The organism is Roseovarius conchicola (genome assembly GCF_041403425.1).
In the GTDB taxonomy this organism is placed as follows: Bacteria; Pseudomonadota; Alphaproteobacteria; order Rhodobacterales; family Rhodobacteraceae; genus Roseovarius; species Roseovarius conchicola.
Genome location: NZ_JBGEHK010000004.1, coordinates 105,512 through 127,129, shown reverse-complemented (window position 1 = coordinate 127,129; position 21,618 = coordinate 105,512). Strand labels below are relative to the sequence as shown.

Annotated in this window: 17 protein-coding genes; 1 reads left to right on the top strand and 16 read right to left on the bottom strand. The window is 59.0% G+C overall.

What is annotated here, in order from left to right; all coding sequences use genetic code 11:
- Positions 1–187 precede the first annotated feature (187 nt).
- The 12 genes from rpoC to ptsP all read right to left on the bottom strand — a co-directional run bounded on the left by rpoC (position 188) and on the right by ptsP (position 17,814).
- Positions 188–4,429, bottom strand: coding sequence for a DNA-directed RNA polymerase subunit beta' (rpoC, locus tag V6N02_RS12640; RefSeq protein ID WP_371225965.1), 4,242 nt, complete (start codon positions 4,427–4,429; stop codon positions 188–190).
- Between the two features lie 93 nt (positions 4,430–4,522).
- Entirely contained in the window at positions 4,523–8,659 is a 4,137-nt protein-coding gene (rpoB, locus tag V6N02_RS12635) for a DNA-directed RNA polymerase subunit beta (protein ID WP_371225964.1), read from the bottom strand.
- A 244-nt stretch (positions 8,660–8,903) separates the two neighbouring features.
- Positions 8,904–9,287 carry a 50S ribosomal protein L7/L12 gene (gene rplL, locus V6N02_RS12630; RefSeq protein WP_371225963.1) on the bottom strand — a complete coding sequence of 128 codons (384 nt, stop codon included), beginning with the start codon at positions 9,285–9,287 and terminating at the stop codon, positions 8,904–8,906.
- 78 nt (positions 9,288–9,365) lie between these two features.
- Positions 9,366–9,884 carry a 50S ribosomal protein L10 gene (rplJ, locus tag V6N02_RS12625; protein WP_371225962.1) on the bottom strand — a complete coding sequence of 173 codons (519 nt, stop codon included), beginning with the start codon at positions 9,882–9,884 and terminating at the stop codon, positions 9,366–9,368.
- A 306-nt stretch (positions 9,885–10,190) separates the two neighbouring features.
- Complete coding sequence (locus tag V6N02_RS12620) at positions 10,191–11,279, bottom strand: Hint domain-containing protein (RefSeq protein ID WP_371225961.1); 1,089 nt, start codon at positions 11,277–11,279, stop codon at positions 10,191–10,193.
- Between the two features lie 279 nt (positions 11,280–11,558).
- Complete coding sequence (gene rplA, locus V6N02_RS12615) at positions 11,559–12,257, bottom strand: 50S ribosomal protein L1 (RefSeq protein WP_371225960.1); 699 nt, start codon at positions 12,255–12,257, stop codon at positions 11,559–11,561.
- Between the two features lies 1 nt (position 12,258).
- On the bottom strand, positions 12,259–12,684 hold the full coding sequence (gene rplK / locus V6N02_RS12610; protein WP_371225959.1) for a 50S ribosomal protein L11: 426 nt from the start codon (positions 12,682–12,684) through the stop codon (positions 12,259–12,261).
- A gap of 233 nt (positions 12,685–12,917) precedes the next feature.
- The gene (locus V6N02_RS12605; RefSeq protein ID WP_371225958.1) at positions 12,918–13,253 is read right to left on the bottom strand and encodes a hypothetical protein; all 336 of its coding nucleotides are present in this window, start codon (positions 13,251–13,253) and stop codon (positions 12,918–12,920) included.
- Between the two features lie 313 nt (positions 13,254–13,566).
- Entirely contained in the window at positions 13,567–14,100 is a 534-nt protein-coding gene (gene nusG, locus V6N02_RS12600) for a transcription termination/antitermination protein NusG (RefSeq protein WP_371225957.1), read from the bottom strand.
- A 205-nt stretch (positions 14,101–14,305) separates the two neighbouring features.
- The gene (gene secE / locus V6N02_RS12595) at positions 14,306–14,503 is read right to left on the bottom strand and encodes a preprotein translocase subunit SecE (protein WP_371225956.1); all 198 of its coding nucleotides are present in this window, start codon (positions 14,501–14,503) and stop codon (positions 14,306–14,308) included.
- Positions 14,504–14,605: 102 nt separating this feature from the next.
- Entirely contained in the window at positions 14,606–15,235 is a 630-nt protein-coding gene (locus V6N02_RS12590) for a hypothetical protein (protein WP_371225955.1), read from the bottom strand.
- Positions 15,236–15,570: 335 nt separating this feature from the next.
- A complete protein-coding gene (gene ptsP, locus V6N02_RS12585) occupies positions 15,571–17,814 on the bottom strand; it encodes a phosphoenolpyruvate--protein phosphotransferase (protein ID WP_371225954.1) in 2,244 nt (747 codons plus the stop codon).
- Between the two features lie 279 nt (positions 17,815–18,093).
- Here ptsP and V6N02_RS12580 point away from each other — a divergent pair, with 279 nt between their 5' ends.
- Positions 18,094–18,579, top strand: coding sequence for a hypothetical protein (locus tag V6N02_RS12580; protein ID WP_371225953.1), 486 nt, complete (start codon positions 18,094–18,096; stop codon positions 18,577–18,579).
- Between the two features lie 6 nt (positions 18,580–18,585).
- On the opposite strand, the gene V6N02_RS12575 is transcribed toward V6N02_RS12580, so the two are convergent.
- From V6N02_RS12575 to V6N02_RS12560, 4 genes are all read right to left on the bottom strand, one after another.
- Positions 18,586–19,824: an aspartate kinase gene (locus tag V6N02_RS12575; protein WP_371225952.1), complete on the bottom strand. Its 1,239-nt coding sequence runs from the start codon at positions 19,822–19,824 to the stop codon at positions 18,586–18,588.
- Between the two features lie 71 nt (positions 19,825–19,895).
- Positions 19,896–20,540 carry an SDR family NAD(P)-dependent oxidoreductase gene (locus tag V6N02_RS12570; RefSeq protein ID WP_371225951.1) on the bottom strand — a complete coding sequence of 215 codons (645 nt, stop codon included), beginning with the start codon at positions 20,538–20,540 and terminating at the stop codon, positions 19,896–19,898.
- 29 nt (positions 20,541–20,569) lie between these two features.
- Positions 20,570–21,007, bottom strand: a complete 438-nt coding sequence (locus tag V6N02_RS12565) for a DUF1178 family protein (protein WP_371225949.1) — start codon at positions 21,005–21,007, stop codon at positions 20,570–20,572.
- A gap of 75 nt (positions 21,008–21,082) precedes the next feature.
- On the bottom strand, positions 21,083–21,553 hold the full coding sequence (locus tag V6N02_RS12560; RefSeq protein WP_371225948.1) for an NUDIX hydrolase: 471 nt from the start codon (positions 21,551–21,553) through the stop codon (positions 21,083–21,085).
- Positions 21,554–21,618 lie beyond the last annotated feature (65 nt).

The window sequence follows — 21,618 nt, the reverse complement described above, 5'->3', positions numbered from 1 at the left end:
TTTGATATAGGTTTCATATCCCAAGAAACAGGGCAAAATCGTCATGTTTCCGTCTGTCGACGTCGCGTTTCACCCGAGGCCTGAAAAAAAGCATTGTGGCAGTTTGTCACAGCGGGGGCCATCAAGACACCGGAACGAAAAAGGCCCCGCCATTTGGCAGGGCCTTTCTCAACTCATGTCAGAGGTTTCAGTCTTCGCGGCTTTCGGGTGTTTCCACCAGATTGTCGAACGCGTCACCACCAACCACATCGTCAGCCGCAGGGGCGGCCAGAGCAGCGGCGGCTTCGGCCTCTTCGCGGCGGGCTTCGATCACGACATTGTCGCGGCCCTGAGCGATCTGGCGCATCTGCTGTGTGGCACCACCTGTCCCGGCAGGGATCAGACGGCCCACGATGACGTTCTCTTTCAGGCCCACCAGCTTGTCGCGTTTGCCCTGTACCGAGGCTTCGGTCAGAACGCGTGTGGTTTCCTGGAAGGAGGCCGCCGAGATGAAGGACCGGGTCTGCAACGACGCCTTGGTGATGCCGAGCAGGATCGGCTCGCCCTTGGCCTCGCGGCCGCCTTTGGCCACTGCCTTTTCATTGGCGGCGTCAAACTCGGCCTTGTCGACATGTTCGCCTTTCAGAAGCGTGGTTTCACCGCTGTCCAGGATTTCCCATTTCTGCAGCATCTGGCGCACGATCACTTCGATATGCTTATCGTTGATCTTCACGCCCTGCAGACGATAGACGTCCTGCACTTCGTCGATCATGTAATCGGCCAGCGCCTCGACGCCCATGATGGAAAGGATGTCATGGGGGGCAGGGTTGCCATCCATGATGTAATCCCCCTTCTGCACATAGTCGCCTTCCTGAACCGGAATATGCTTGCCCTTGGGCACCATGTATTCCACCGGCTCCATGCTGTCATCGGCGGGTTCGATGCTGATACGGCGCTTGTTCTTGTAGTCGCGACCGTAACGGACATAACCGTCGATTTCGGCGATGATGGCGTGGTCCTTGGGACGACGGGCCTCGAACAGTTCGGCCACACGCGGCAGACCACCGGTGATGTCCTTGGTCTTGGCACCTTCGCGGGGGATCCGTGCGATGACGTCACCGGCCGAGATTTCCTGACCGTCTTCCACCGACAGAATGGCATCCACCGACATCGGATAGGTCACAGGGTTGCCTGCATCGTTGCGCACAGGCTCGCCATCGGCACCAACAACCAGAACCTCTGGTTTCAGCTCGTTGCCTTTGGGGGCGGTGCGCCAGTCGATCACGATCTTCTGGGTCATGCCGGTGGCATCGTCCGTCACATCGCGCACGGCTGTGCCGCTGACCAGGTCGACGAACTTGGCGGTCCCGTCTTTGTCGGCAAGGATCGGCAGGGTGTAGGGATCCCACTCGAACAGCTTGTCGCCGCGGGCCACTTTGGCACCCTCTTTGACAAACAGTTTCGAGCCATAGCCCACCTTGTGGCTGGCCAGTTCCTTGTCCTTGTCGCCCATGATCTTGAGCTTCATGTTGCGGCCCATGACCAGCGTGTCACCCTTGGCGCTTTTCAGCGTCTGGGCGTTTTCCAGCACGATTGTGCCTTCCTGGCTGGCTTCGAGGAAGCTTTGCTGGCCACCTTGTGCAACGCCGCCGATGTGGAAGGTCCGCATCGTTAGCTGGGTACCGGGTTCACCGATGGACTGCGCGGCGATGATGCCCACCGCTTCGCCCTGGTTGACCATGGTACCCCGTGCCAGATCGCGGCCATAGCACATGGCGCAAACGCCATCCTCGGCCTCGCAGGTCAGAGGCGAGCGCATGCGCGTGGTTTGCACACCTGCCTCTTCGACCGCATCGGCCATGCGTTCGTCAATCAGCTCGCCGCGTTTGACCATCACGGTGTCATCCGCCGGATGCAGAATGTCATCGGCAGCGACACGGCCCAGGATACGCTCGGACAGGGAGGCCACGACCTCGCCATCGCTGACGGCGGGCTCGGCGGTGATGCCGCGCTCGGTGCCGCAATCACGGTCCCGAACGATGCAATCCTGCGCCACGTCCACCAGACGGCGGGTCAGGTATCCCGAGTTGGCGGTTTTCAGAGCGGTATCCGACAGACCCTTCCGGGCACCGTGGGTCGAGTTGAAGTATTCAAGAACGGTCAGACCTTCCTTGAAGTTCGAGATGATCGGCGTTTCGATGATGTCGCCGTTCGGCTTGGCCATCAGGCCCCGCATCCCGCCCAGCTGTTTCATCTGCGTGACCGAGCCACGGGCACCGGAGTGCGCCATCATGTAGACCGAGTTCGGCTCCATCACGGCCCCGTCTTCGACCTTCTCGGCCGAAATCGTACCCATCATGGCATCGGTGACCTGATCGTTACATTTCGACCAGGCGTCGACCACTTTGTTGTACTTCTCACCCTGGGTGATCAGGCCGTCCATGTACTGCTGTTCAAACCCTTTCACCTGGTCGCGGGTTTCTTCCACGATGGTCCACTTGGTGTCGGGAATGACCATATCGTCCTTGCCAAAGCTGATGCCGGCACGGAAGGCTTCCTTGAAGCCCATGGACATGATCTGGTCACAGAAGATCACGCTCTCTTTCTGACCGCAGTAGCGGTAGACCGTGTCGATCACGTTCTGCACTTCTTTCTTGCGCAAGAGCTTGTTCACCAGGCTGAACGGTGCCTTCGAGTTCTTCGGCAGCAATGCGCCCAGACGGGCGCGGCCTGGCGTGGTTTCAAAGCGTTCAAAGACCTCGTTGCCCTCGTCGTCGATCTGAGGCAGGCGCACGGTGATCTTGGCATGCATATGCACCTCGCCGCTGTCGAGCGCATGTTGCACCTCGTCGACATTGGCAAAGACCATGCCTTCACCCTTCATGCCGTCACGCTGAATCGTGGCATAGTAGAGGCCCAGAACCATATCCTGCGAAGGCACGATGATCGGTGCACCGTTGGCAGGCGACAGAACGTTGTTGGTCGACATCATCAGCACGCGGGCTTCCAACTGTGCCTCAAGGCTGAGGGGCACGTGCACGGCCATCTGGTCACCGTCGAAGTCGGCGTTGAAGGCCGAGCAGACCAGCGGGTGCAGTTGGATCGCTTTACCTTCGATCAGGACGGGTTCAAACGCCTGAATGCCCAGACGGTGCAGGGTGGGCGCGCGGTTCAGCATGACGGGATGTTCGCGGATCACTTCATCCAGGATATCCCACACCTCGGGGCGCTCTTTTTCCACCAGCTTCTTGGCCTGTTTCACGGTCGAGGACATGCCTTTGGCTTCCAGCCGCGAGTAGATGAACGGCTTGAACAGTTCCAAGGCCATCTTCTTGGGCAGACCACATTGATGCAGCTTCAGTTCCGGGCCGGTCACGATGACCGAGCGACCGGAAAAGTCGACGCGCTTGCCGAGCAAGTTCTGACGGAAGCGGCCCTGCTTGCCTTTCAGCATGTCAGATAGCGATTTCAGCGGGCGCTTGTTGGCTCCGGTGATCACGCGGCCACGACGGCCGTTGTCAAACAGCGCATCCACCGATTCCTGCAGCATCCGCTTTTCGTTGCGCACGATGATATCGGGTGCGCGCAACTCGATCAGGCGCTTCAGGCGGTTGTTCCGGTTGATCACACGACGATAAAGGTCGTTGAGGTCAGAGGTCGCAAAACGGCCCCCATCCAGCGGCACCAGCGGGCGCAGCTCTGGCGGGATGACCGGAATGACGGTCATGACCATCCACTCGGGGCGGTTGCCCGACTCGAGGAAGGACTCGACGACTTTCAGACGCTTGATGATCTTCTTGGGCTTCAATTCGCCTGTGGCTTCGGCCAGATCGGCGCGCAGCTGTTCGGCTTCGGCCTCAAGGTCGATGTTCTGCAGCATCTCGCGGATGGCTTCGGCACCGATATTTGCGGTGAAAGCGTCCATGCCATAGGCGTCTTGCGCATCCATGAACTCTTCTTCCGACAGCATCTGGCCATAGGTCAGGTCGGTCAGGCCGGGTTCGATCACCACGTAGTTCTCAAAGTAGAGAACCCGCTCAAGATCGCGCAGGGTCATGTCCAGCATCAGGCCGATGCGGCTGGGCAGCGACTTGAGGAACCAGATATGCGCGCAGGGGGCGGCCAGTTCGATATGGCCCATACGCTCGCGACGGACCTTTTGCAGGGTGACTTCCACGCCGCATTTCTCGCAGACAACGCCGCGATACTTCATGCGCTTGTATTTGCCGCACAGGCATTCGTAATCCTTGATCGGGCCAAAGATACGCGCACAGAACAGGCCATCACGCTCGGGCTTGAACGTCCGGTAGTTGATGGTCTCGGGCTTTTTGATCTCGCCATACGACCACGAGAGAATACGCTCAGGGGACGCAAGCGAGACCTTGATTTCGTCAAACACTTTCGCCGGGGCGGCGGGGTTGAACGGGTTGTTTGTCAGTTCCTGGTTCATTTTCAAATCCTTGAAAGGGAAGCTTGAGAAGATGCCGGGTTGAAACCCGGCCTATGGAGTTTGCGTCGGGCGGGGTTCACCCCGCCTTTGGCGTCACTCATCCTCCTCCACATCCAGGAGTTCCATGTTCAGGCCGAGGCCGCGGACTTCTTTGACCAGAACGTTGAACGATTCCGGTACACCGGCCTCGAAATTGTCCTCGCCTTTGACGATGCTTTCATAGACTTTCGTCCGTCCGGCCACGTCGTCCGATTTGACGGTCAGCATTTCCTGCAGGGTGTAGGCGGCGCCGTAAGCTTCCAGCGCCCAGACCTCCATTTCCCCGAAGCGCTGACCACCGAACTGCGCCTTACCACCCAGCGGCTGCTGCGTAACAAGCGAGTACGGCCCGGTCGAGCGCGCGTGGATCTTGTCATCCACGAGGTGGTGCAGTTTCAGCAGGTATTTGACACCCACCGTCACCGGACGGCTGAACTGTTCACCGGTACGACCATCAAAGAGGATCGACTGACCGCTCTCGTCAAAGCCCGCACGTTTCAGCGCGTCGTTCACATCGGCCTCTTTCGCGCCGTCAAAGACGGGCGTGGCGATGGGAACACCGTGGGTGACGTTGCCGGCCGCTTCGACCAGCGCGTTCTCTTCCATGCCAGCGATGCCTTCTTCGTAGACATCTTCGCCGTAGGCAATGCGCATGGCTTCGCGAACCGGGGTCAGATCGCCCGAGCGGCGATACTCTTGCAGCGCCTCGTCGATTTTCACGCCCAGACCGCGTGCGGCCCAACCCATGTGGGTTTCCAGAATCTGACCGACGTTCATCCGGCTGGGAACGCCCAACGGGTTCAGACAGAAGTCAACCGGGGTCCCATCGGCGAGGAACGGCATGTCTTCCATCGGGACGACCTTGGAAATCACACCCTTGTTGCCGTGACGACCGGCCATCTTGTCACCGGGCTGCAGCTTGCGCTTCACCGCGATGAACACTTTGACCATCTTCATCACGCCGGGGGGCAGATCGTCGCCACGACGGACTTTTTCGACCTTATCCTCGAAACGCGCGTCCAGAGTGCGCTTTTGCGCCTCGTATTGCTCGTTCAGGGCTTCGACGATCTGGGCGTCTTTCTCGTCTTTCAACGCCAGCTGCCACCATTGGCCCTTGGTCAGCGTTTCCAGCAATTCCTCGGTGATCTCGGAATTGGCTTTGACACCTTTGGGGCCTTTCACGGCGGTTTTGCCCATGATCAGACCGCTGAGACGGGCATAGATGTTGCGATCAAGGATCGCCAGCTCGTCGTCGCGGTCACGGGCGAGGCGTTCGACCTCTTCCCGCTCGATCTGCAGGGCACGTTCGTCTTTTTCCACACCGTGGCGGTTAAAGACGCGCACCTCGACAACCGTGCCGAAGTCGCCCGGCTTCACGCGCAGCGAGGTGTCGCGTACGTCGCTGGCTTTCTCACCAAAGATGGCGCGCAGAAGCTTTTCTTCCGGCGTCATCGGGCTTTCGCCCTTCGGTGTGATCTTGCCCACAAGGATATCGCCCGGCTCCACATCGGCACCGATATAGACGATGCCCGCTTCGTCGAGGTTGCGCAGGGCTTCCTCGCCGACGTTCGGGATGTCGCGGGTGATCTCTTCTGGCCCAAGCTTGGTATCCCGGGCGGCAACCTCGAATTCCTCGATGTGGATCGAGGTGAAGACGTCATCGCGCGCGATCCGCTCGGAAATCAGGATCGAGTCCTCAAAGTTGTAGCCGTTCCAGGGCATGAACGCGGTGACCACGTTTTTACCCAGGGCCAGTTCGCCCAGATCGGTCGAGGGGCCATCGGCGATGACTTCGCCTTTGGTGACCATATCGCCCACCTTCACCAGCGGGCGCTGGTTGATACAGGTGTTCTGATTCGAACGCTGGAACTTGCGCATCCGGTAGATATCAACGCCGGGGTCACCGATTTCCATATCCTCGGTGGCGCGCACAACGATCCGGGCCGCATCGACCTGGTCGATGATGCCGGCGCGTTTGGCCTGAATGGCCGCGCCTGAATCGCGGGCCACGACGCCCTCGATCCCGGTGCCGATCAGCGGCGCTTCGGAGCGCAGCGTGGGAACCGCCTGACGTTGCATGTTCGAGCCCATCAGAGCGCGGTTGGCGTCGTCATTTTCAAGGAACGGGATCAGCGAGGCCGCAACCGACACCAGCTGTTTGGGAGATACGTCAATCAAATCAACGGCATCACGCGAGGCCAGCATGTAATCGCCGGATTGACGGGTCGAGACCAAGTCGTTGATGAAGTTGCCGTTTTCGTCCAGCGTGGCGTTCGCCTGAGCCACCGTGTGACGCATTTCTTCCGTGGCCGAGAGGTATTCCACCTCGTCGGTCACATGCGCGTCCACAACCTTGCGATAGGGCGTTTCGATGAAGCCGTATTTGTTCACGCGGGCGAAGGTTGCCAGCGAGTTGATCAGACCAATGTTCGGCCCTTCCGGCGTTTCAATCGGGCACATCCGACCATAGTGGGTCGGGTGCACGTCGCGCACCTCAAAACCGGCCCGTTCGCGAGTCAGACCGCCCGGCCCAAGCGCCGACAGGCGGCGTTTGTGCGTCACTTCGGACAGCGGGTTGGTTTGGTCCATGAATTGCGACAGCTGCGAGGAGCCGAAGAATTCACGCACGGCGGCCGCGGCGGGTTTCGCGTTGATCAGGTCTTGCGGCATCACCGTGTCGATTTCGACCGACGACATACGCTCTTTGATCGCGCGCTCCATGCGCAGCAGGCCGACGCGGTACTGATTTTCCATCAGCTCGCCAACCGAACGCACGCGGCGGTTCCCAAGGTGGTCGATATCGTCGATATCGCCCTTGCCGTCGCGCAGTTCTACCAGAGCCTTGACGCAGGCCACGATGTCTTCGCGGTCCAGCGTGCGTTGGGTATCGGGTTTGTCCAGCGCGAGGCGCATGTTCATTTTCACCCGGCCAACGGCCGACAGGTCATAGCGTTCGCTATCAAAGAACAGCGTGTCGAACAGGGCCGAGGCCGCTTCTTCGGTGGGCGGTTCGCCCGGACGCATGACGCGGTAGATGTCCATGAGGGCGGTTTCGCGGTTCATGTTCTTATCGGCGGCCATTGTGTTGCGCATGTAGGGGCCGACATTGACATTGTCGATATCCAGCACCGGGATATCGGTGATGCCCGCTTCGACCAGTTCTTGCAGGGTGCCGCCGGTGACATTGCCCTCTTTGTCATATTCCAGCGTCAGCTCATCACCCGCCTCGACATAGATCGCGCCGGTTTCTTCGTTGATGATGTCGCGGGCGACAAATTTGCCGACGATCTGGTCATAAGGGACCAGCAGATCGGTGACCTTGCCGTCGTCGATCAGTTGCTTGACCGCGCGCGGAGTGACTTTCTTGCCCGCTTCGGCAATCACATCGCCCGATTTCGCATCCACCAGATCGAAAGTGGGGCGGGTACCGCGCACACGATCGGGGAAGAACTTGGTGACCCAGCCCTTCTTCTTTTTCAGCTTGTAATCGACCGTACTGTAATAGGCATTCATGATGTCTTCCTGGTCCAGCCCCAGCGAGTAAAGCAGGGTGGTCACAGGCAGCTTGCGGCGACGGTCGATGCGCGCAAACACGATATCCTTGGCGTCAAATTCAAAATCCAGCCACGAGCCGCGATAGGGAATGATGCGGCAGGCAAACAGCAGTTTGCCCGAGGCGTGGGTTTTGCCCTTGTCATGATCAAAGAACACACCGGGCGAGCGGTGCATTTGGCTGACGATCACACGTTCGGTGCCGTTGACCACGAAGGTGCCGTTCGGGGTCATCAAAGGCATATCGCCCATGAATACGTCTTGTTCCTTGATGTCCTTGACCGATTTGGCGCCGGTATCTTCGTCGACATCAAACACGATCAGGCGCAGGGTTACCTTCAGCGGGGCGCTGTAAGTCATATCGCGCTGCATGCATTCTTCGACGTCATATTTCGGCTTTTCAAGCTCGTAATCAACGAATTCCAACACGCTGGTTTCGTTGAAATCCTTGATCGGGAAGACCGATTGGAACACGCCTTTGATGCCCTCGCCATCCATCGGATCAGGCTGATCACCGGAGTTGAGGAAAAGATCGTACGAGGATTTCTGAACTTCAATCAGGTTCGGCATGTCGAGAACTTCCCGAATTTTGCCGAAATACTTACGAAGACGTTTCTGGCCGATATAGGATTGCGCCATGTGTCTGGTCACCTTTCTTATCTCACTGAATGCGCGCACCGTTGGGCTGCGGCACCGCATTCATCCGAGACGGCTTGGGTCTGATCCATTCTCGGCCTCTGTCCCACCAGAGGCCACCCGATCATAAGAACCTCGCCTTAGAAAACCCCCGCATCACGAAACAGGGCCTCTCTGAGACAGGTTCGGCTGGGCCCGGAAATCCGGACCCAGCCTACGATTTTCGTCCGGGTTACCCCGGAAGCGATTACTTCAGTTCGACCTCGGCGCCAGCTGCTTCCAGCTTGCCCTTGACCTCTTCTGCTTCGGCTTTGTCGACGCCTTCTTTGACGGCTTTGCCGCCGGCTTCGACCAGCTCTTTGGCTTCTTTCAGACCCAGGCCAGTGATGGCGCGGACTTCTTTGATGACGTTGATCTTCGAGTCGCCAGCCGCTTTCAGGATGACGTCGAATTCGGTTTGCTCGGCACCGCCACCAGCAGCGTCGTCGCCACCGGCAGGACCGGCCATCATCACAGCGCCGCCAGCGGCGGGCTCGATGCCGTACTCGTCTTTCAGAATGGTTTTCAGTTCTTGTGCTTCGAGAAGGGTCAGACCCACGATCTCTTCAGCGAGTTTTTTCAGATCAGCCATTTTATCAGCTCTTTCCGTTTTCCTAGATGTGTTCCAACGTCAGGTGTTCAACCCCCGACGCCGATCAAGTCAGTTGCGTTATGCCGCTTCGGCCTTCTCTTCGATGGTCGAAACGATGCTCGCGATGTTGCTTGCAGGTGCGCCAATGGCCCCGGCGATGTTGGAAGCAGGTGCGCCCAGCATACCAGCGATCTGAGCAAGCAGCTCTTCACGCGAGGGCATGTCGGACACGGCTTTCACACCGGCGCGGTCAAGTGCCGTCTCACCCATAGCCCCGCCCAGGATGACGTATTTGTCATTGTCCTTGGCGAATTTCTCGGAGACTTTGGCGGCTGCCACAGGGTCTTCCGAGAAGGTCAGAACGGTCATACCCGTCAGGTGGTCAGCAATGCTTTCGCAGGGCTTCCCATCCAGGGCGATTTTGGCGAGCCTGTTTTTGGCAACACGAACCGATGCATCGGCCTCGCGGGCACGGGCCCGCAAATCCTGCATTTCCGCAACTGTCAGACCGGCGTAGTGGGCTACCACGACGACGCCAGAGCTTTCGAAGATCTGGCCGAGTTCCTCGACCACTTTCTCTTTCTGGGCTCTATCCACAGTTTTACTCCAAATTTGGAGGTTTCCCTCCGGCTCAGTCTTACCGGATTGCTCCGGCGGTTGGGTCCTTCAAACGGGACGCCCGAACCGCACGAAGACAAAGCCTTCGGTCAATCTGGTCTGATCCCGTCTCAGGCAGGAATTATCGGGGAGTTTTGCCCCAACCCGCCATCTCGGACGAAACGCAAAAGAGCGCGGGACGAATCACGCGCTCTAGAGCTATCGGGTAACTAGTCTCAGATCGGCCCGTTGCCAAGCCCCAAGCCGCAGTTTTTTGAAGAAATTGCCGGTTTCCCGCCGATCTTTTCAGAACTGCAGCAGCGGCTTCGTGTTTTTGGCGTGTCGCGCGATCAGGTTGCGCATCTGATGTCCCTTGGGAATGATCCGCGCAGGATAGCTGGCCGAAAGCAGCAATTCCGGGAACAGATCCCGGATTTCCCTCACCGCCGCGCACCCGATGGCGCAGCGGGCCATGGGGCCGGTCATCAACGACTCGGTCGGGGCGCCTTCTGCAAAGATCACTTCATGACGATCCAGCAGAAGATGATAATAGGTCACCGACAACATGTTGCGGGCATAGTCGATGCCGGGCAAGCCGATCAGTTTCTTCGCCGGGATCAGCACTTCCTGTGCGCCCGCAATCCGGCGTGCGATCACCGAACTGACCAGCATCCGGTGTTGTTGTGACACGACCAGGTCGCGTGAGGGCAACGCCATTCCAAGGGCCCCTGCGGTGATCCGCACGGGCATATGGTTGGCCATGGCAATGCGCTTGGCGGTTCCGATCCAGCGAATAGGCTGGGGGCCGTGATCGCGCGTCATCAATTGATCGCCCACTTCAAGTTGCTCGACCTTCACCTCTCCGTCGCGGGTGGCGATCATCGCCCCGCTGGTGAAGCAGGTGACGAAATTGAACGTCTGACGATTGCCGGTCATACCGGAGAAGTTGCTGCCGCTCAGGCTGTTGAGCGTGAGCGAGCGGATCGCCCCGGCTTCCAACGCTGTCTGGTCCGCATTGGCCGAAAACTCGGGGGCAAGGTAGGTGTTCCCGGCGGTGTCTTGAAATACGACGGCCGTAATGTTGGCAGTAGTGCCATCAATGTAGGTGATCGTGGCGTTGTAGACGACCGAGGAATCAAAGGTTTGCGCCGGGCCTCCATCAATCGAGAACGTATCGTTCGAGGCGTTATTGTTCTGATCATAGGCGGTGGCGTTGCCGCCGCCGAACCCTGCGCCCGTACTGGAAAAGCTCTGGACATCATTGACCAGCGAGTCGCCGACCCCACCAAAGGTTTGCCCGACCAGAGAGGCGGCATTCTCCGCATTCGTATTGCCTTCGACAGTGTCTATACTGGCAAAGTTTCCAAGGGAAATGACATTAAATGTTGTTGGCATACTCGCACGCGTCCAGCCCAGACGCACCTCAAAGTTGTTTCTCGTTACGCACCCGAGACCTCGCCATAACACGCGAGCCCTCTCATTCTGGTTAATGGGTGAATCCGGCAAAATGCGGGCGAAGCCCGAGCATTATTGGGGCCGTGCAGGCTTGCATGCCTTATGAGGGCATGCGGCTGTGGCGCAGGACAAGAAGCACATGGCTTCGGTGGCCAAAAGAAAAGGCGAGGTGCCAAGACCCCGCCTTTTCCCGAATCATAACTCTTTAGTGTCGTCGGCTCACGCCTCGGTGGCGTTATCGACAGCAATCGCCACGCCCGGACCCATGGTCGAGCTGAGCGAGATTTTCTTGACATAGGTGCCTTTGGAACCCGACGGCTTGGCCTTGTTCACGGCCGAAACAAAGGCGCGAACGTTCTCGACCAGCTTGGCTTCGTCAAAGGACGCTTTGCCAACACCGGCATGCACGACACCGGCTTTCTCGGCTTTGAACTGCACTTCGCCGCCTTTGGCCGCTTTCACGGCGTCGGCCACATCCATGGTCACCGTGCCCACTTTGGGGTTCGGCATCAGGTTGCGGGGGCCAAGCACTTTGCCCAGACGACCGACGATCGGCATCATGTCGGGGGTTGCAATGCAGCGATCAAAGTCGATCTTGCCGCCTTGCACGGTTTCCATCAGATCCTCGGCACCAACGACATCGGCACCAGCGGCCTGTGCCTCTTCGGCCTTGGGGCCGCGGGCGAAGACAGCGACGCGCACGTCTTTGCCGGTGCCGTTGGGCAGACCGACAACACCGCGGACCATCTGGTCGGCGTGACGCGGGTCAACACCGAGGTTCATGGCGATCTCGACGGTTTCATCGAATTTCGCATTGGCGTTGCCTTTGACCAGGGCAACGGCCTCTTCGACGGTCACATTGTTCTGATCTGCAAAGGCCTCGCGCGCGGCGCGGGTGCGTTTTCCAAGTTTTGCCATCTTACTTCACCTCGATGCCCATGGAGCGTGCGGAACCGGCAATGATTTTCATCGCGGCTTCGACGTCGTTTGCGTTCAGGTCTTTCCACTTGGCTTCCGCGATTTCGCGCAGTTGCTTGGCGGTGACTGTGCCAACTGTTTCACGGCTGGGTGTTTTTGCACCGGATTTCAGCTTGGCGGCCTTTTTCAGGTAGTAAGACGCAGGCGGCGTCTTGATGTCCATGTCAAAGGACTTGTCCTGATAATAGGTGATCACGGTGGGGCAGGGCGCACCTTGCTCCATGTCCTGCGTCTTGGCGTTGAACGCCTTGCAGAATTCCATGATGTTGATGCCGCGCTGACCCAGCGCCGGACCGACCGGCGGGGAGGGGTTTGCTTGACCGGCAGGCACTTGCAATTTCATCGTGCCAGCGAGTTTCTTGGCCATGGGCCATCTCCTTTTCAAACAGCTTTGGGACGCGTCCCTTAGCCTATGTTGATGTGGTCAGGTTTGAACGATCGCGATCGCCGCGCCTCCCACATGGACGAGTCACCCCGAGAGGCGACTGGCGCGGGATACTCGTAATGCGGGGCTATTGCAAGGAGACAGTGGATTTGCAGTGAATGACGGCTTTGAGCCCAAAGCAACATGAAATTCGCAACTTGATTTGCAGCGTTCAGCTATTCAATTTCGTATTCGTCGGGGTACACTACGATGCTTACATCATGCCCAAATACTTCCCGCATGAATTGCAGCAAACGGGAACGATCAACGTCTGCGCGCGTGACAATTGCGCACCTGTCTTTCGTTGGGGCAGTTGGCTCCCACAGAACTGAAACTACGCCAACAGCAGCATCTGATAATAAAAAGAAGTCTGCTCCATCTTCGTTAAAGACTACCGAACGCGCCTTGGCGGCCAAAGAACAGATGCTGCTGTCGATATAACCAGCCTCCCCTGCTGAGCATCCGCCCCAAAGGTTTGCCTTACTATCTAACGAGACGTTCACTTTTGACATGCCCAAGTGTCTACGGTCTCCAAGTGCAAACTTCCAGTAATTTAGCCGGACGGTGAGTAGCAGCTCCGTCCCCGTTTTTGCCATTCAGGCCTGCGCCTCAGCCCGGTTAACAGGCCGCAGGCCCCGGGCCATCGTCAGCCCCCCTGCTTGGGCTGGCGATTGATCAGATGGATGCGCGCCATTCGTTCTGAGTGCGGGTTTGGCGGAGATAAAGTGCTCCTAAACTTATGTTGGATCGCCATCCCGGGGGCTGACGATGGTCTGGACACCCAGCATCAGATGTCCGCTTTGTCTGCACAGCACACTAAGGTAATCAGGTCTGTTTGGTAACCTGCGTGTATTCCAGTTCGACCGGGGTTTCGCGGCCAAAGATCGACACGGTCACCTTCAGGCGCTGGTTCTCGTCGTCGACTTCCTCGACCATGCCGTCGAAATCTTCGAACGGGCCGTCATTGACCTTGACCTTCTCGCCCACTTCAAAGTGGATCAGCAGTTTCGGCGCATCTTCGCCCTCCTGCACGCGGTTGAGGATCGCGTTCACCTCGGCATCGCGCATCGGCATCGGGCGGCCCTGCGGCCCCAGAAACCCGGTGACGCGGTTGATCGAGTTGATCAGGTGATAGCCCTGATCGGACATTTCCATATGCACCAGCACATAGCCGGGCATGAAACGACGCTCGGCGGTGACTTTCTTGCCGCGGCGTACTTCGATCACTTCTTCGGTTGGCACCAGCACTTCGTCGATCTGGTCTTCAAGACCCTGCTCTTCGACGGATGTCCTGATCTGCTCGGCGATCTTCTTCTCGAAATTCGAGAGCACGCTGACCGAATACCACCGTTTTGCCATCTGAGATCCATGCCTTTTTCTGCCCAACCCGAAGGTCAGAATTTCGTTTTATCCCAAGGATTTAAAGTTAGTCTATCCTTGGGCCCCGGAAACAAAAAATCGGCGCGCAACTCGAATCGCCGCGCGCCACATTCCTAGGTGAGCTGTGAGTTACCGCCCATTGGCATTTTTTTCAAGGGGTCAGCTGGGCAAAAACCCGCGTGGTTTAGCCGAAGATCCCCAGAATGCCATTCAGCCCGCCGCGGATGATCATGTCGACCAGGGCGAAGAACACCGCTGTCAGCGCGGCCATGATAAACACCATAACCGTGGTCAGCAGGACCTCGCGCCGGGTGGGCCAAACCACCTTGGACACTTCCGAGCGGACCTGTTGAATAAACTGAAGCGGATTAGTGCGTGCCATGTGCGCCGTCTTTTGTTGCCGTGTCTGATGGTGCGACATACGCGCAGTGCCGGGTGAATTCAAGGGTTGATCCGCCCGGTTTGTTTGTCTGTGAGCGCGGGATCAGCCGCGATAGACTTCGGGCTGTCTCAGACGGTCAAACGGATCGGGGCGTTCGTCCAGGCTTTCATCCGGCTTGCTGGGTTGCGACAGATCGGGCAGGGCCAGTTTCTCGGCCCAGCTGTCGGGCAGACGGTCCAGCATGGCGTCAAACTTCAAGGCAAAGCGATCTGCCCTTTGACGCAGTCTTTCGGCCCGTTTGGGATAACGTTTCACAAAGCGGTCCCATCCGTTCGAGATAATCTCGACCATCCGGTCATGCCCCATGGTCAGATAGGCCACCAGAACGACCCAGAACGCGACGAATAACAGCCCCGGAATCAACCATGGCCGGAAGAACATCACCAGGGCCAGAGCGGCCAGCAGGATGTGTTTGACACGCGGGCGATACCCCGTGATGCGGCTGCTGATGCGATCGCGCAGGCCCGGATGTTTGCCCTTTTGCGCGGCGGCAAGGATCTTCCGGGCGCGCTTGGCCTCGCGCGGGTCGATCTCTTCCGGCACCGGCTCCAGATCTGGCAGGGCGTTGCGGCTCACCACTCGTTTCTGATCGCTCATGACCGCGCGGATAAGTTCATCGGCGGATTTCGCTTCCGTCGATGCTGCGTCGCGATCAGGTGATATCTCAGCCATGCTAAAGACCTTTTGTTTGAATCGGTGTTCCCGCGCCAGACATGGCATAATTCCATAATGCGGCGAGTCCATGTTTTTTGGGCGCGAAACGTGGCGAAAACATGGCAAAATACCGGCAAGAGCATGCCCCTGTTGTCATATTGCGAACAGTGCTTCGGCCAGCGCAGAACCTTCACAATTGAAGAAACAGAGTTTTTGACAAGGCGTATGCCGCGTTGGCGTCAGGTTGCCTCCGCGTTCTGTCAGCGAGCGTTCAAGCCCGCCCGGTCGTTCCGGAATGGGGCTTAACCCGTCGGCCTGGTTCTAATGTGTGGGCAAATCCTCGTCGGTTCGCGCTAAAGCTTGCCGCGCAGATACTCCATCACCGCCGGGCGCACCGATTGATCGCCGCGGTGGCGGGCGTCGTGGATCACCTTGCGCAACTCCTGAAGATTGCTGCGCCGCAGGATGGATTTTACCGGGCCAATCGAGGCCGGGCGCATTGACAGTGAGCGCAGCCCGATGGCGGCAAAACACGCCGCCTCAACCGGGCGGCCTGCATCCTCGCCGCAAAACGACAGCGGTGTGTTGGTGCGGATGCAACGTTCGACAATCCGCTCGATGAAGGTCAGGAAACTGACATTCAGCGTGTCATAGCGCCGCCGGACCAGTTCATTCTCGCGATCCGCGGCAAAGAAGAACTGTTTCAGGTCATTCCCGCCGATCGACAGGAACCCTACGTCGTCGTAAAACTTGTCAGGGGCAAAGGCCATCGAGGGTGTTTCCAACATCGCGCCCACGTCGATCTTTTCGGGCAGGGGATGGCCCAGAATCCGCTCGCGTTCGATGGCTTTGTCCATTTCGGCGCGGCCTGCTGAAAACTCTTCCATCTGGGCTATAAAGGGGAACATCACCGTCAAGGGGCGGCCCTTGGCGGCGCGTACCAGCGCCTGCAACTGCATCCGCATCACGCCGGGTTTGTCCAATCCCACACGGATCGCGCGCCAGCCCATCGCCGGGTTCGGCTCGTCCGTGGCTTTCATATAGGGCAGTACCTTGTCCGAGCCGATGTCGAGCGTGCGGAACACCACGCGCTTGTCCCCGGCGGCGTCCATCACGCGGGCGTAAAGCTCGGACAGTTCGGCCCGTTTGGGCATCTTGGAGCGCACCAGGAATTGCAGCTCGGTGCGGAACAGGCCCACACCTTCGGCACCCGAACTGTTCAGGCTGGGCAGGTCGGCCATCAGCCCGGCATTCATATGCAACTCGATTTTGGCGCCACACAGGGTTTCAGCCGGTTTCTCGCGGATCGAGGCATAGCGCTCCTGCGCCTGCGCCTGCATTGCCATCTTGTCACGAAACGCACTGATGACCGTGTCGTCAGGGCGCAGGTGCACCACGCCCTGTTCGCCGTCCACCAGGATGAAATCGCCGTTCAGCGCCTCGTTGGTGATGCGGTCCGCATGGATCACCAGCGGGATCGCCAGCGCACGGGCCACGATCGCCGCGTGAGAGCCGACCGAGCCTTCTTCCAGCACGATCCCCTTCAGACTACGGCCGTAATCCAGCAGTTCCGCAGGGCCGATATTGCGGGCAATCAGGATCGGATCGGCGGGCATTTCCGCACCGGTTTCGCTGCCTTGCCCGGTCAGGATGCGCAGCAGGCGGTTGGACAGATCGTCCAGATCATGCAGCCGCTCGCGCAGATAGGCATCCGTCACCTGACCCATGCGGGAGCGGGCGGTGGATTGCTCTTTTTCGACAGCCGCCTCGGCGCTCAGGCCCCGGCCAATATCTTCTTCCATGCGCCGCATCCAGCCCTTGGAATTGGCGAACATCCGGTAGGCCTCAAGCACCTGAAGCTGTTCCTTGTCGCCCCCGGCGGCTGTGGACAGCATCTTGTCGACGCCCACCCGCAATTCCTCAACGGCCTCGTTCAGCCGCTCCAACTCGCGCGCCGGGTCGTCGGCAAAGGGATTGGTGACCACCACGCGAGGTTCATGCAGCCAGACATGGCCGCGCGCAGCCCCCTCCTGTCCGGTCGTGGCATTGAACAAAACCGGCTGTTGGTGGCGTGCAGACAGGGCCGCTCCTTCGCCGACAAATGCGCCCAGCTCGGTCATTTCGGCCAGAACCATGGCGACCACTTCGACGGCGTAAACCTCGTCTTCGGAATAGGTGCGGGTGTCCTTGGACTGGACGACCAGCACGCCCAGCATTTCGCCCAACCGCTGGATCGGGACGCCCAGGAAGGACGAATACGCCTCTTCCCCGGTTTCCGGCATATAGCGGAAGCCGCGCGTGTTGGGCGCATCATCGGTGTTCATGATCGCGCCGGTGCGCGCCACGCGGCCCACAAGCCCCTCACCCAGCCGCATGCGGGTCTGGTGGACGGATTCGGGGTTCAAGCCCTCGGTGGCACAGAGTTCCAGCGTGTCTTCATCGCGAAACAGGTAGATCGAGCACACGTCCGAATTCAGCTCACCCGCAATCAGCTGGGTGATCTGATCCAGACGGGTCTGACCGCCGGCATCGTCGGCCATGACCTCGCGCAGCCGCCCAAGCAGCTTTCGACTGTCTGTTTCGCGTCCCTGCGCCATATCGGCCGGTCCCCCTTTGTGCCGGGGTTTTTCCCCGGGCCGCACCGGTTAAATCACAGGTTGCAGATCAGGGGAACGGGAATTTCGGTCTTATCTGGTGAACTGTCTGAAATAACGGCATTCTCTTCCTGATTGCCCGACATGTAGGCAGTGGCATCAGGTGTGCTCGCGGCCTGTCGCGCCCTGAGTGCGGACTACACACAAAAGAGTGATGCGGACCCTGGCAATTGCGCGATAGTGTCTGGCCCAGCCCAGTTGTCCCTTATGGAGCCGATTGTGATGACGGATCGTTTTTTGACGTCGATGTTTGCTCAACGTCTCAGCCTGCTGTTTTTGCGCGTGGCCACCGGGTTCCTGCTGGTCTGGGTTGGTTTGCGCGCCATTGTTGAGGCAAAAGCCCCCTTTGGCGTGGGGCGTAATGTCGATCTCGATGCGACTACAAATGTCATTCTGGGATATGGCATCGGGGCCGCGCAGGTGGTGATCGGTGTGCTGTGCGTGATCGGGCTGTGGCGGCGCTATGTGCTGCCGCTGCAGGCGCTTATTCATGGGTTCACGGCGGCCAGCGTCTGGTGGGCGATCGTCGATCCCTACCGTTGGTACATCAGCGGCGTGGATCGTATCGTGTTCAATTCACACGTTTTCTACCCGACGATCATCACCTTTGCGGCCTGTGTCCTGCTGATCGTGTTTCGCCATCAGGACAGGATTGCGCTCGACAATTTGCGGCGCGGTGCGGTCAGGTCAGGCGTGGAGGTCCGTTAGGGTCAGCTATCCCGCCTTCTCCAGCTCGAACACATCATGCAGGGCCTGTACGGCCAGTTCCATGTATTTGCGGTCGATCAGCACCGAGATCTTGATCTCGGACGTGGCGATGACCTTGATGTTCACGCCTTCGTCGCTGAGTGTTTTGAACATCTTGGCGGCAACGCCGGACTGGCTGCGCATGCCGATGCCCACGGCCGAGATTTTGGCCACGTCCATATCGGCGATCAGATCGTGATAGTTGATCTCACCGGCGTCCTTGGCGTCGTTCAGGGCTTTTTCCGCGCGTTTCACCTGATCGGTGGGGCAGGAAAAGGTCATGTCGGTGCGCCCTTCTTCGGCGATGTTCTGGATGATCATATCCACGTTCACCCCAGCCTCGGACAAGGGCCCGAAGATGGCCGCGGCGATGCCCGGACGGTCGGCGACCGACACCAACGTCATCTTGGCCTCGTCCCGGGAATAGGCGATGCCGTTCACAACATTTGATTCCACGATTTCCTCCTCGGCGCAGACCAATGTGCCCGCCTCATCCGATTGTTCCTCGAAACTGCTCAGCACGCGCAGTTTCACATTATAGCGCATCGCCAGCTCGACCGAGCGGGTTTGCAGCACCTTTGCCCCCAGTGAGGCCAGTTCCAGCATTTCTTCAAACGCGATCTTGTCCAGTTTGCGCGCTTTCGAGGCGATGCGCGGGTCGGTGGTGTAGACCCCGTCCACATCGGTGTAGATATCGCAGCGCTCGGCCCCGAAGGCTGCGGCAAAGGCCACGGCGGTGGTGTCTGATCCGCCCCGGCCCAGCGTGGTGATGCGGCCTTCGGGGCTGATCCCCTGGAAACCCGCCACGACGGCCACGCGCATGCCTTCACCGAACTTGGCGTTGATATTGTCGGTCGGGATTTCTTCGATCCGTGCGGCAGAATGCGCCGAGCTGGTTTTCAGCGGCACCTGCCAGCCCTGCCAGCTGCGGGCGGGCACGTCCATTTCCTGCAAGGTCAGCGCCATCAGCCCGGCGGTGACATTCTCGCCCGAGCTGACAACGGCGTCATATTCGCGCGCGTCGAACATCGGCGAGGTGTCATTGACCCAGCCCACCAGTTCATTCGTCTTGCCCGACATGGCCGAGACGATGACGATCACGTCATAGCCCTTGGCAACCTCGACGCCCACGCGCTTGGCAGCGCGGCGGATGCGGTCGATATTGGCCACCGAGGTGCCACCGAATTTCATAACGAGGATAGGCATGAGATGCGTCCTGAAACCTTGATTGCGCGGGATTTACGCCGCCGGGCAGCCAAGGGCAATAGAAATGCGCCTTAATAGGCGTGGGGGCGGCCGTCCCAGGTTTCAAAACACCCGGTCGTCGCAAGGCTCAGCGCATCGAACCGCTCGATCAACCCCTCGCTGGACTGATGCAGGCTGATATCGGCACCGCTGCCGCCCATATTGGTCCGTACCCAACCGGGGTGATAGATGCCCACGGCGATGTCCAGCGGTTTCAGATCAGAGGCCAGATTGCGCCCCAGATTCAGCACAGCGGCCTTGGATGCGCGGTAGATATAGCTGCCACCGGGCGCGCGGGTGTGGCTGGCCATCTGGCTGGAGATAATGGCAATTTTTGCGTTTTCAGAGTGCTGCAGGTTCGGCAGAAGCGCCTGAACGGTCAGGAAAACACCTGTCACATTGGTCGCAAAGGCATCGGCCCACATCTGTGCCGGATAGCCATCGGCCAGTTGCTGCCCCTTGTCCGGATAGACACCTGCATTGCAGATCAACAGATCAATGGCACGCCCGTCCAGTTGATGGGCCAGTGCGGCGTGTTGCTTGGGGTCGGTCACATCCAGTTGTGCCCACTCGCCGCCACTGCGCGAGGTGCCGGTCACCTGGTCACCGCGCGCTTGGTATCCTTCGGCCATGGCGTGGCCGATGCCGCGATTGGCGCCGGTGATCAGAACATGCATCTGTTGAATCCTTGTCTTGGAATCTATGTCTAGTTCGTCTTGCGACCCGGTATGAAGGGCAGGGGCGTGACGGGCACGCCCTCTTCGATCAGGGCCTTGGCTTCTTCCGGGCCGGCCTCGCCATGAATGGCGCGTTCGGGCGCGTCCCCGACATGCATATCACGTGCTTCCTGTGCGAATTTCAGCCCGACATATTCCGAATTTTCTTCAATGTTGCGGCGCATCTCGGCCAGTGCCTGTTCCGCCGGGCTTTGTGGTGCGCTCAGCGGGGCAGTTTCGGCAGGGGCGGCGGAACGGGTGCGGCTGTCCTGAATGCGTGGTGCCATGATCGCTTTTTCCACGTGCTGAGATCCACAGACAGCACATGCCACCATCCCGGCGTTTTGCAGCTTGTCAAACGCCTCGGAGGACTGAAACCAGCTGTCGAACTGGTGGTCATTGTCGCATTTCAGCGTGAACTGAATCATCGGGAGGCCCCATTCCAGAAGTCGCCGAATAGTTAACCGCGCCCTTAGGGAAATCAAGGGGAAGAGCCGGTTTGATCAAATCAGATCGGGGTCAAATTTCCGTAAGATATGGGCCAGTTCGGGTTCTGCGACGCGTTCGGCGGCCTGTTTGGGACGCAGCCATTTGCGTTTGCGCTCGCCCGCTTCGGGGTATTTGCTGGCCAGTGATTTGACGCGGATCGGATAGACCATGGCGACACAAGGCAGGTCTTCCTCAGGGCTGATTTCCTTGTGGTAGGAATAAAGACCAAGGCATTTTGGACTGACCTTGCCGATCACGCCAGCCTCTTCCCAGGCTTCGATCATGGCGCTTTCCGACGGGGTTTTGCCGTCCATCGGCCAGCCCTTGGGCAGAATCCAGCGTCCCGAGCGACGGGAGGTGATCAACAATATCTCGGGTCTGCCGCGCACCATGCGATAGCACAGCGCCGAAAACTGCGTGCGCACGTCACGCTTGTCGTTGTTCAGTAGAGAGATCGGTTTCTGTTTCACGCTATGTAGGTTCATTGGGCGCCTCTGCCCTTTACCTTTATTGGTCTGCTCGGTCGTTTCATTGTTACAATACATAATGA

What these genes read in the sequence shown, in the direction of transcription:
- V6N02_RS12590 (WP_371225955.1), bottom strand. Translation starts at nt 15,235, where the DNA reads ATGGCTGAGATATCACCTGATCGCGACGCAGCATCGACGGAAGCGAAA.
- rpoB (WP_371225964.1), bottom strand. Translation starts at nt 8,659, where the DNA reads ATGGCGCAATCCTATATCGGCCAGAAACGTCTTCGTAAGTATTTCGGC.
- rplA (WP_371225960.1), bottom strand. Translation starts at nt 12,257, where the DNA reads ATGGCAAAACTTGGAAAACGCACCCGCGCCGCGCGCGAGGCCTTTGCA.
- rpoC (WP_371225965.1), bottom strand. Translation starts at nt 4,429, where the DNA reads ATGAACCAGGAACTGACAAACAACCCGTTCAACCCCGCCGCCCCGGCG.
- V6N02_RS12565 (WP_371225949.1), bottom strand. Translation starts at nt 21,007, where the DNA reads ATGATTCAGTTCACGCTGAAATGCGACAATGACCACCAGTTCGACAGC.
- rplK (WP_371225959.1), bottom strand. Translation starts at nt 12,684, where the DNA reads ATGGCCAAGAAACTCGCTGGCACGATGAAATTGCAAGTGCCTGCCGGT.
- V6N02_RS12570 (WP_371225951.1), bottom strand. Translation starts at nt 20,540, where the DNA reads ATGCATGTTCTGATCACCGGCGCCAATCGCGGCATCGGCCACGCCATG.
- V6N02_RS12605 (WP_371225958.1), bottom strand. Translation starts at nt 13,253, where the DNA reads ATGTCAAAAGTGAACGTCTCGTTAGATAGTAAGGCAAACCTTTGGGGC.
- secE (WP_371225956.1), bottom strand. Translation starts at nt 14,503, where the DNA reads ATGGCACGCACTAATCCGCTTCAGTTTATTCAACAGGTCCGCTCGGAA.
- V6N02_RS12620 (WP_371225961.1), bottom strand. Translation starts at nt 11,279, where the DNA reads ATGCCAACAACATTTAATGTCATTTCCCTTGGAAACTTTGCCAGTATA.
- V6N02_RS12575 (WP_371225952.1), bottom strand. Translation starts at nt 19,824, where the DNA reads ATGCCTATCCTCGTTATGAAATTCGGTGGCACCTCGGTGGCCAATATC.
- rplL (WP_371225963.1), bottom strand. Translation starts at nt 9,287, where the DNA reads ATGGCTGATCTGAAAAAACTCGCTGAAGAGATCGTGGGTCTGACCCTT.
- nusG (WP_371225957.1), bottom strand. Translation starts at nt 14,100, where the DNA reads ATGGCAAAACGGTGGTATTCGGTCAGCGTGCTCTCGAATTTCGAGAAG.
- V6N02_RS12580 (WP_371225953.1), top strand. Translation starts at nt 18,094, where the DNA reads ATGACGGATCGTTTTTTGACGTCGATGTTTGCTCAACGTCTCAGCCTG.
- V6N02_RS12560 (WP_371225948.1), bottom strand. Translation starts at nt 21,553, where the DNA reads ATGAACCTACATAGCGTGAAACAGAAACCGATCTCTCTACTGAACAAC.
- ptsP (WP_371225954.1), bottom strand. Translation starts at nt 17,814, where the DNA reads ATGGCGCAGGGACGCGAAACAGACAGTCGAAAGCTGCTTGGGCGGCTG.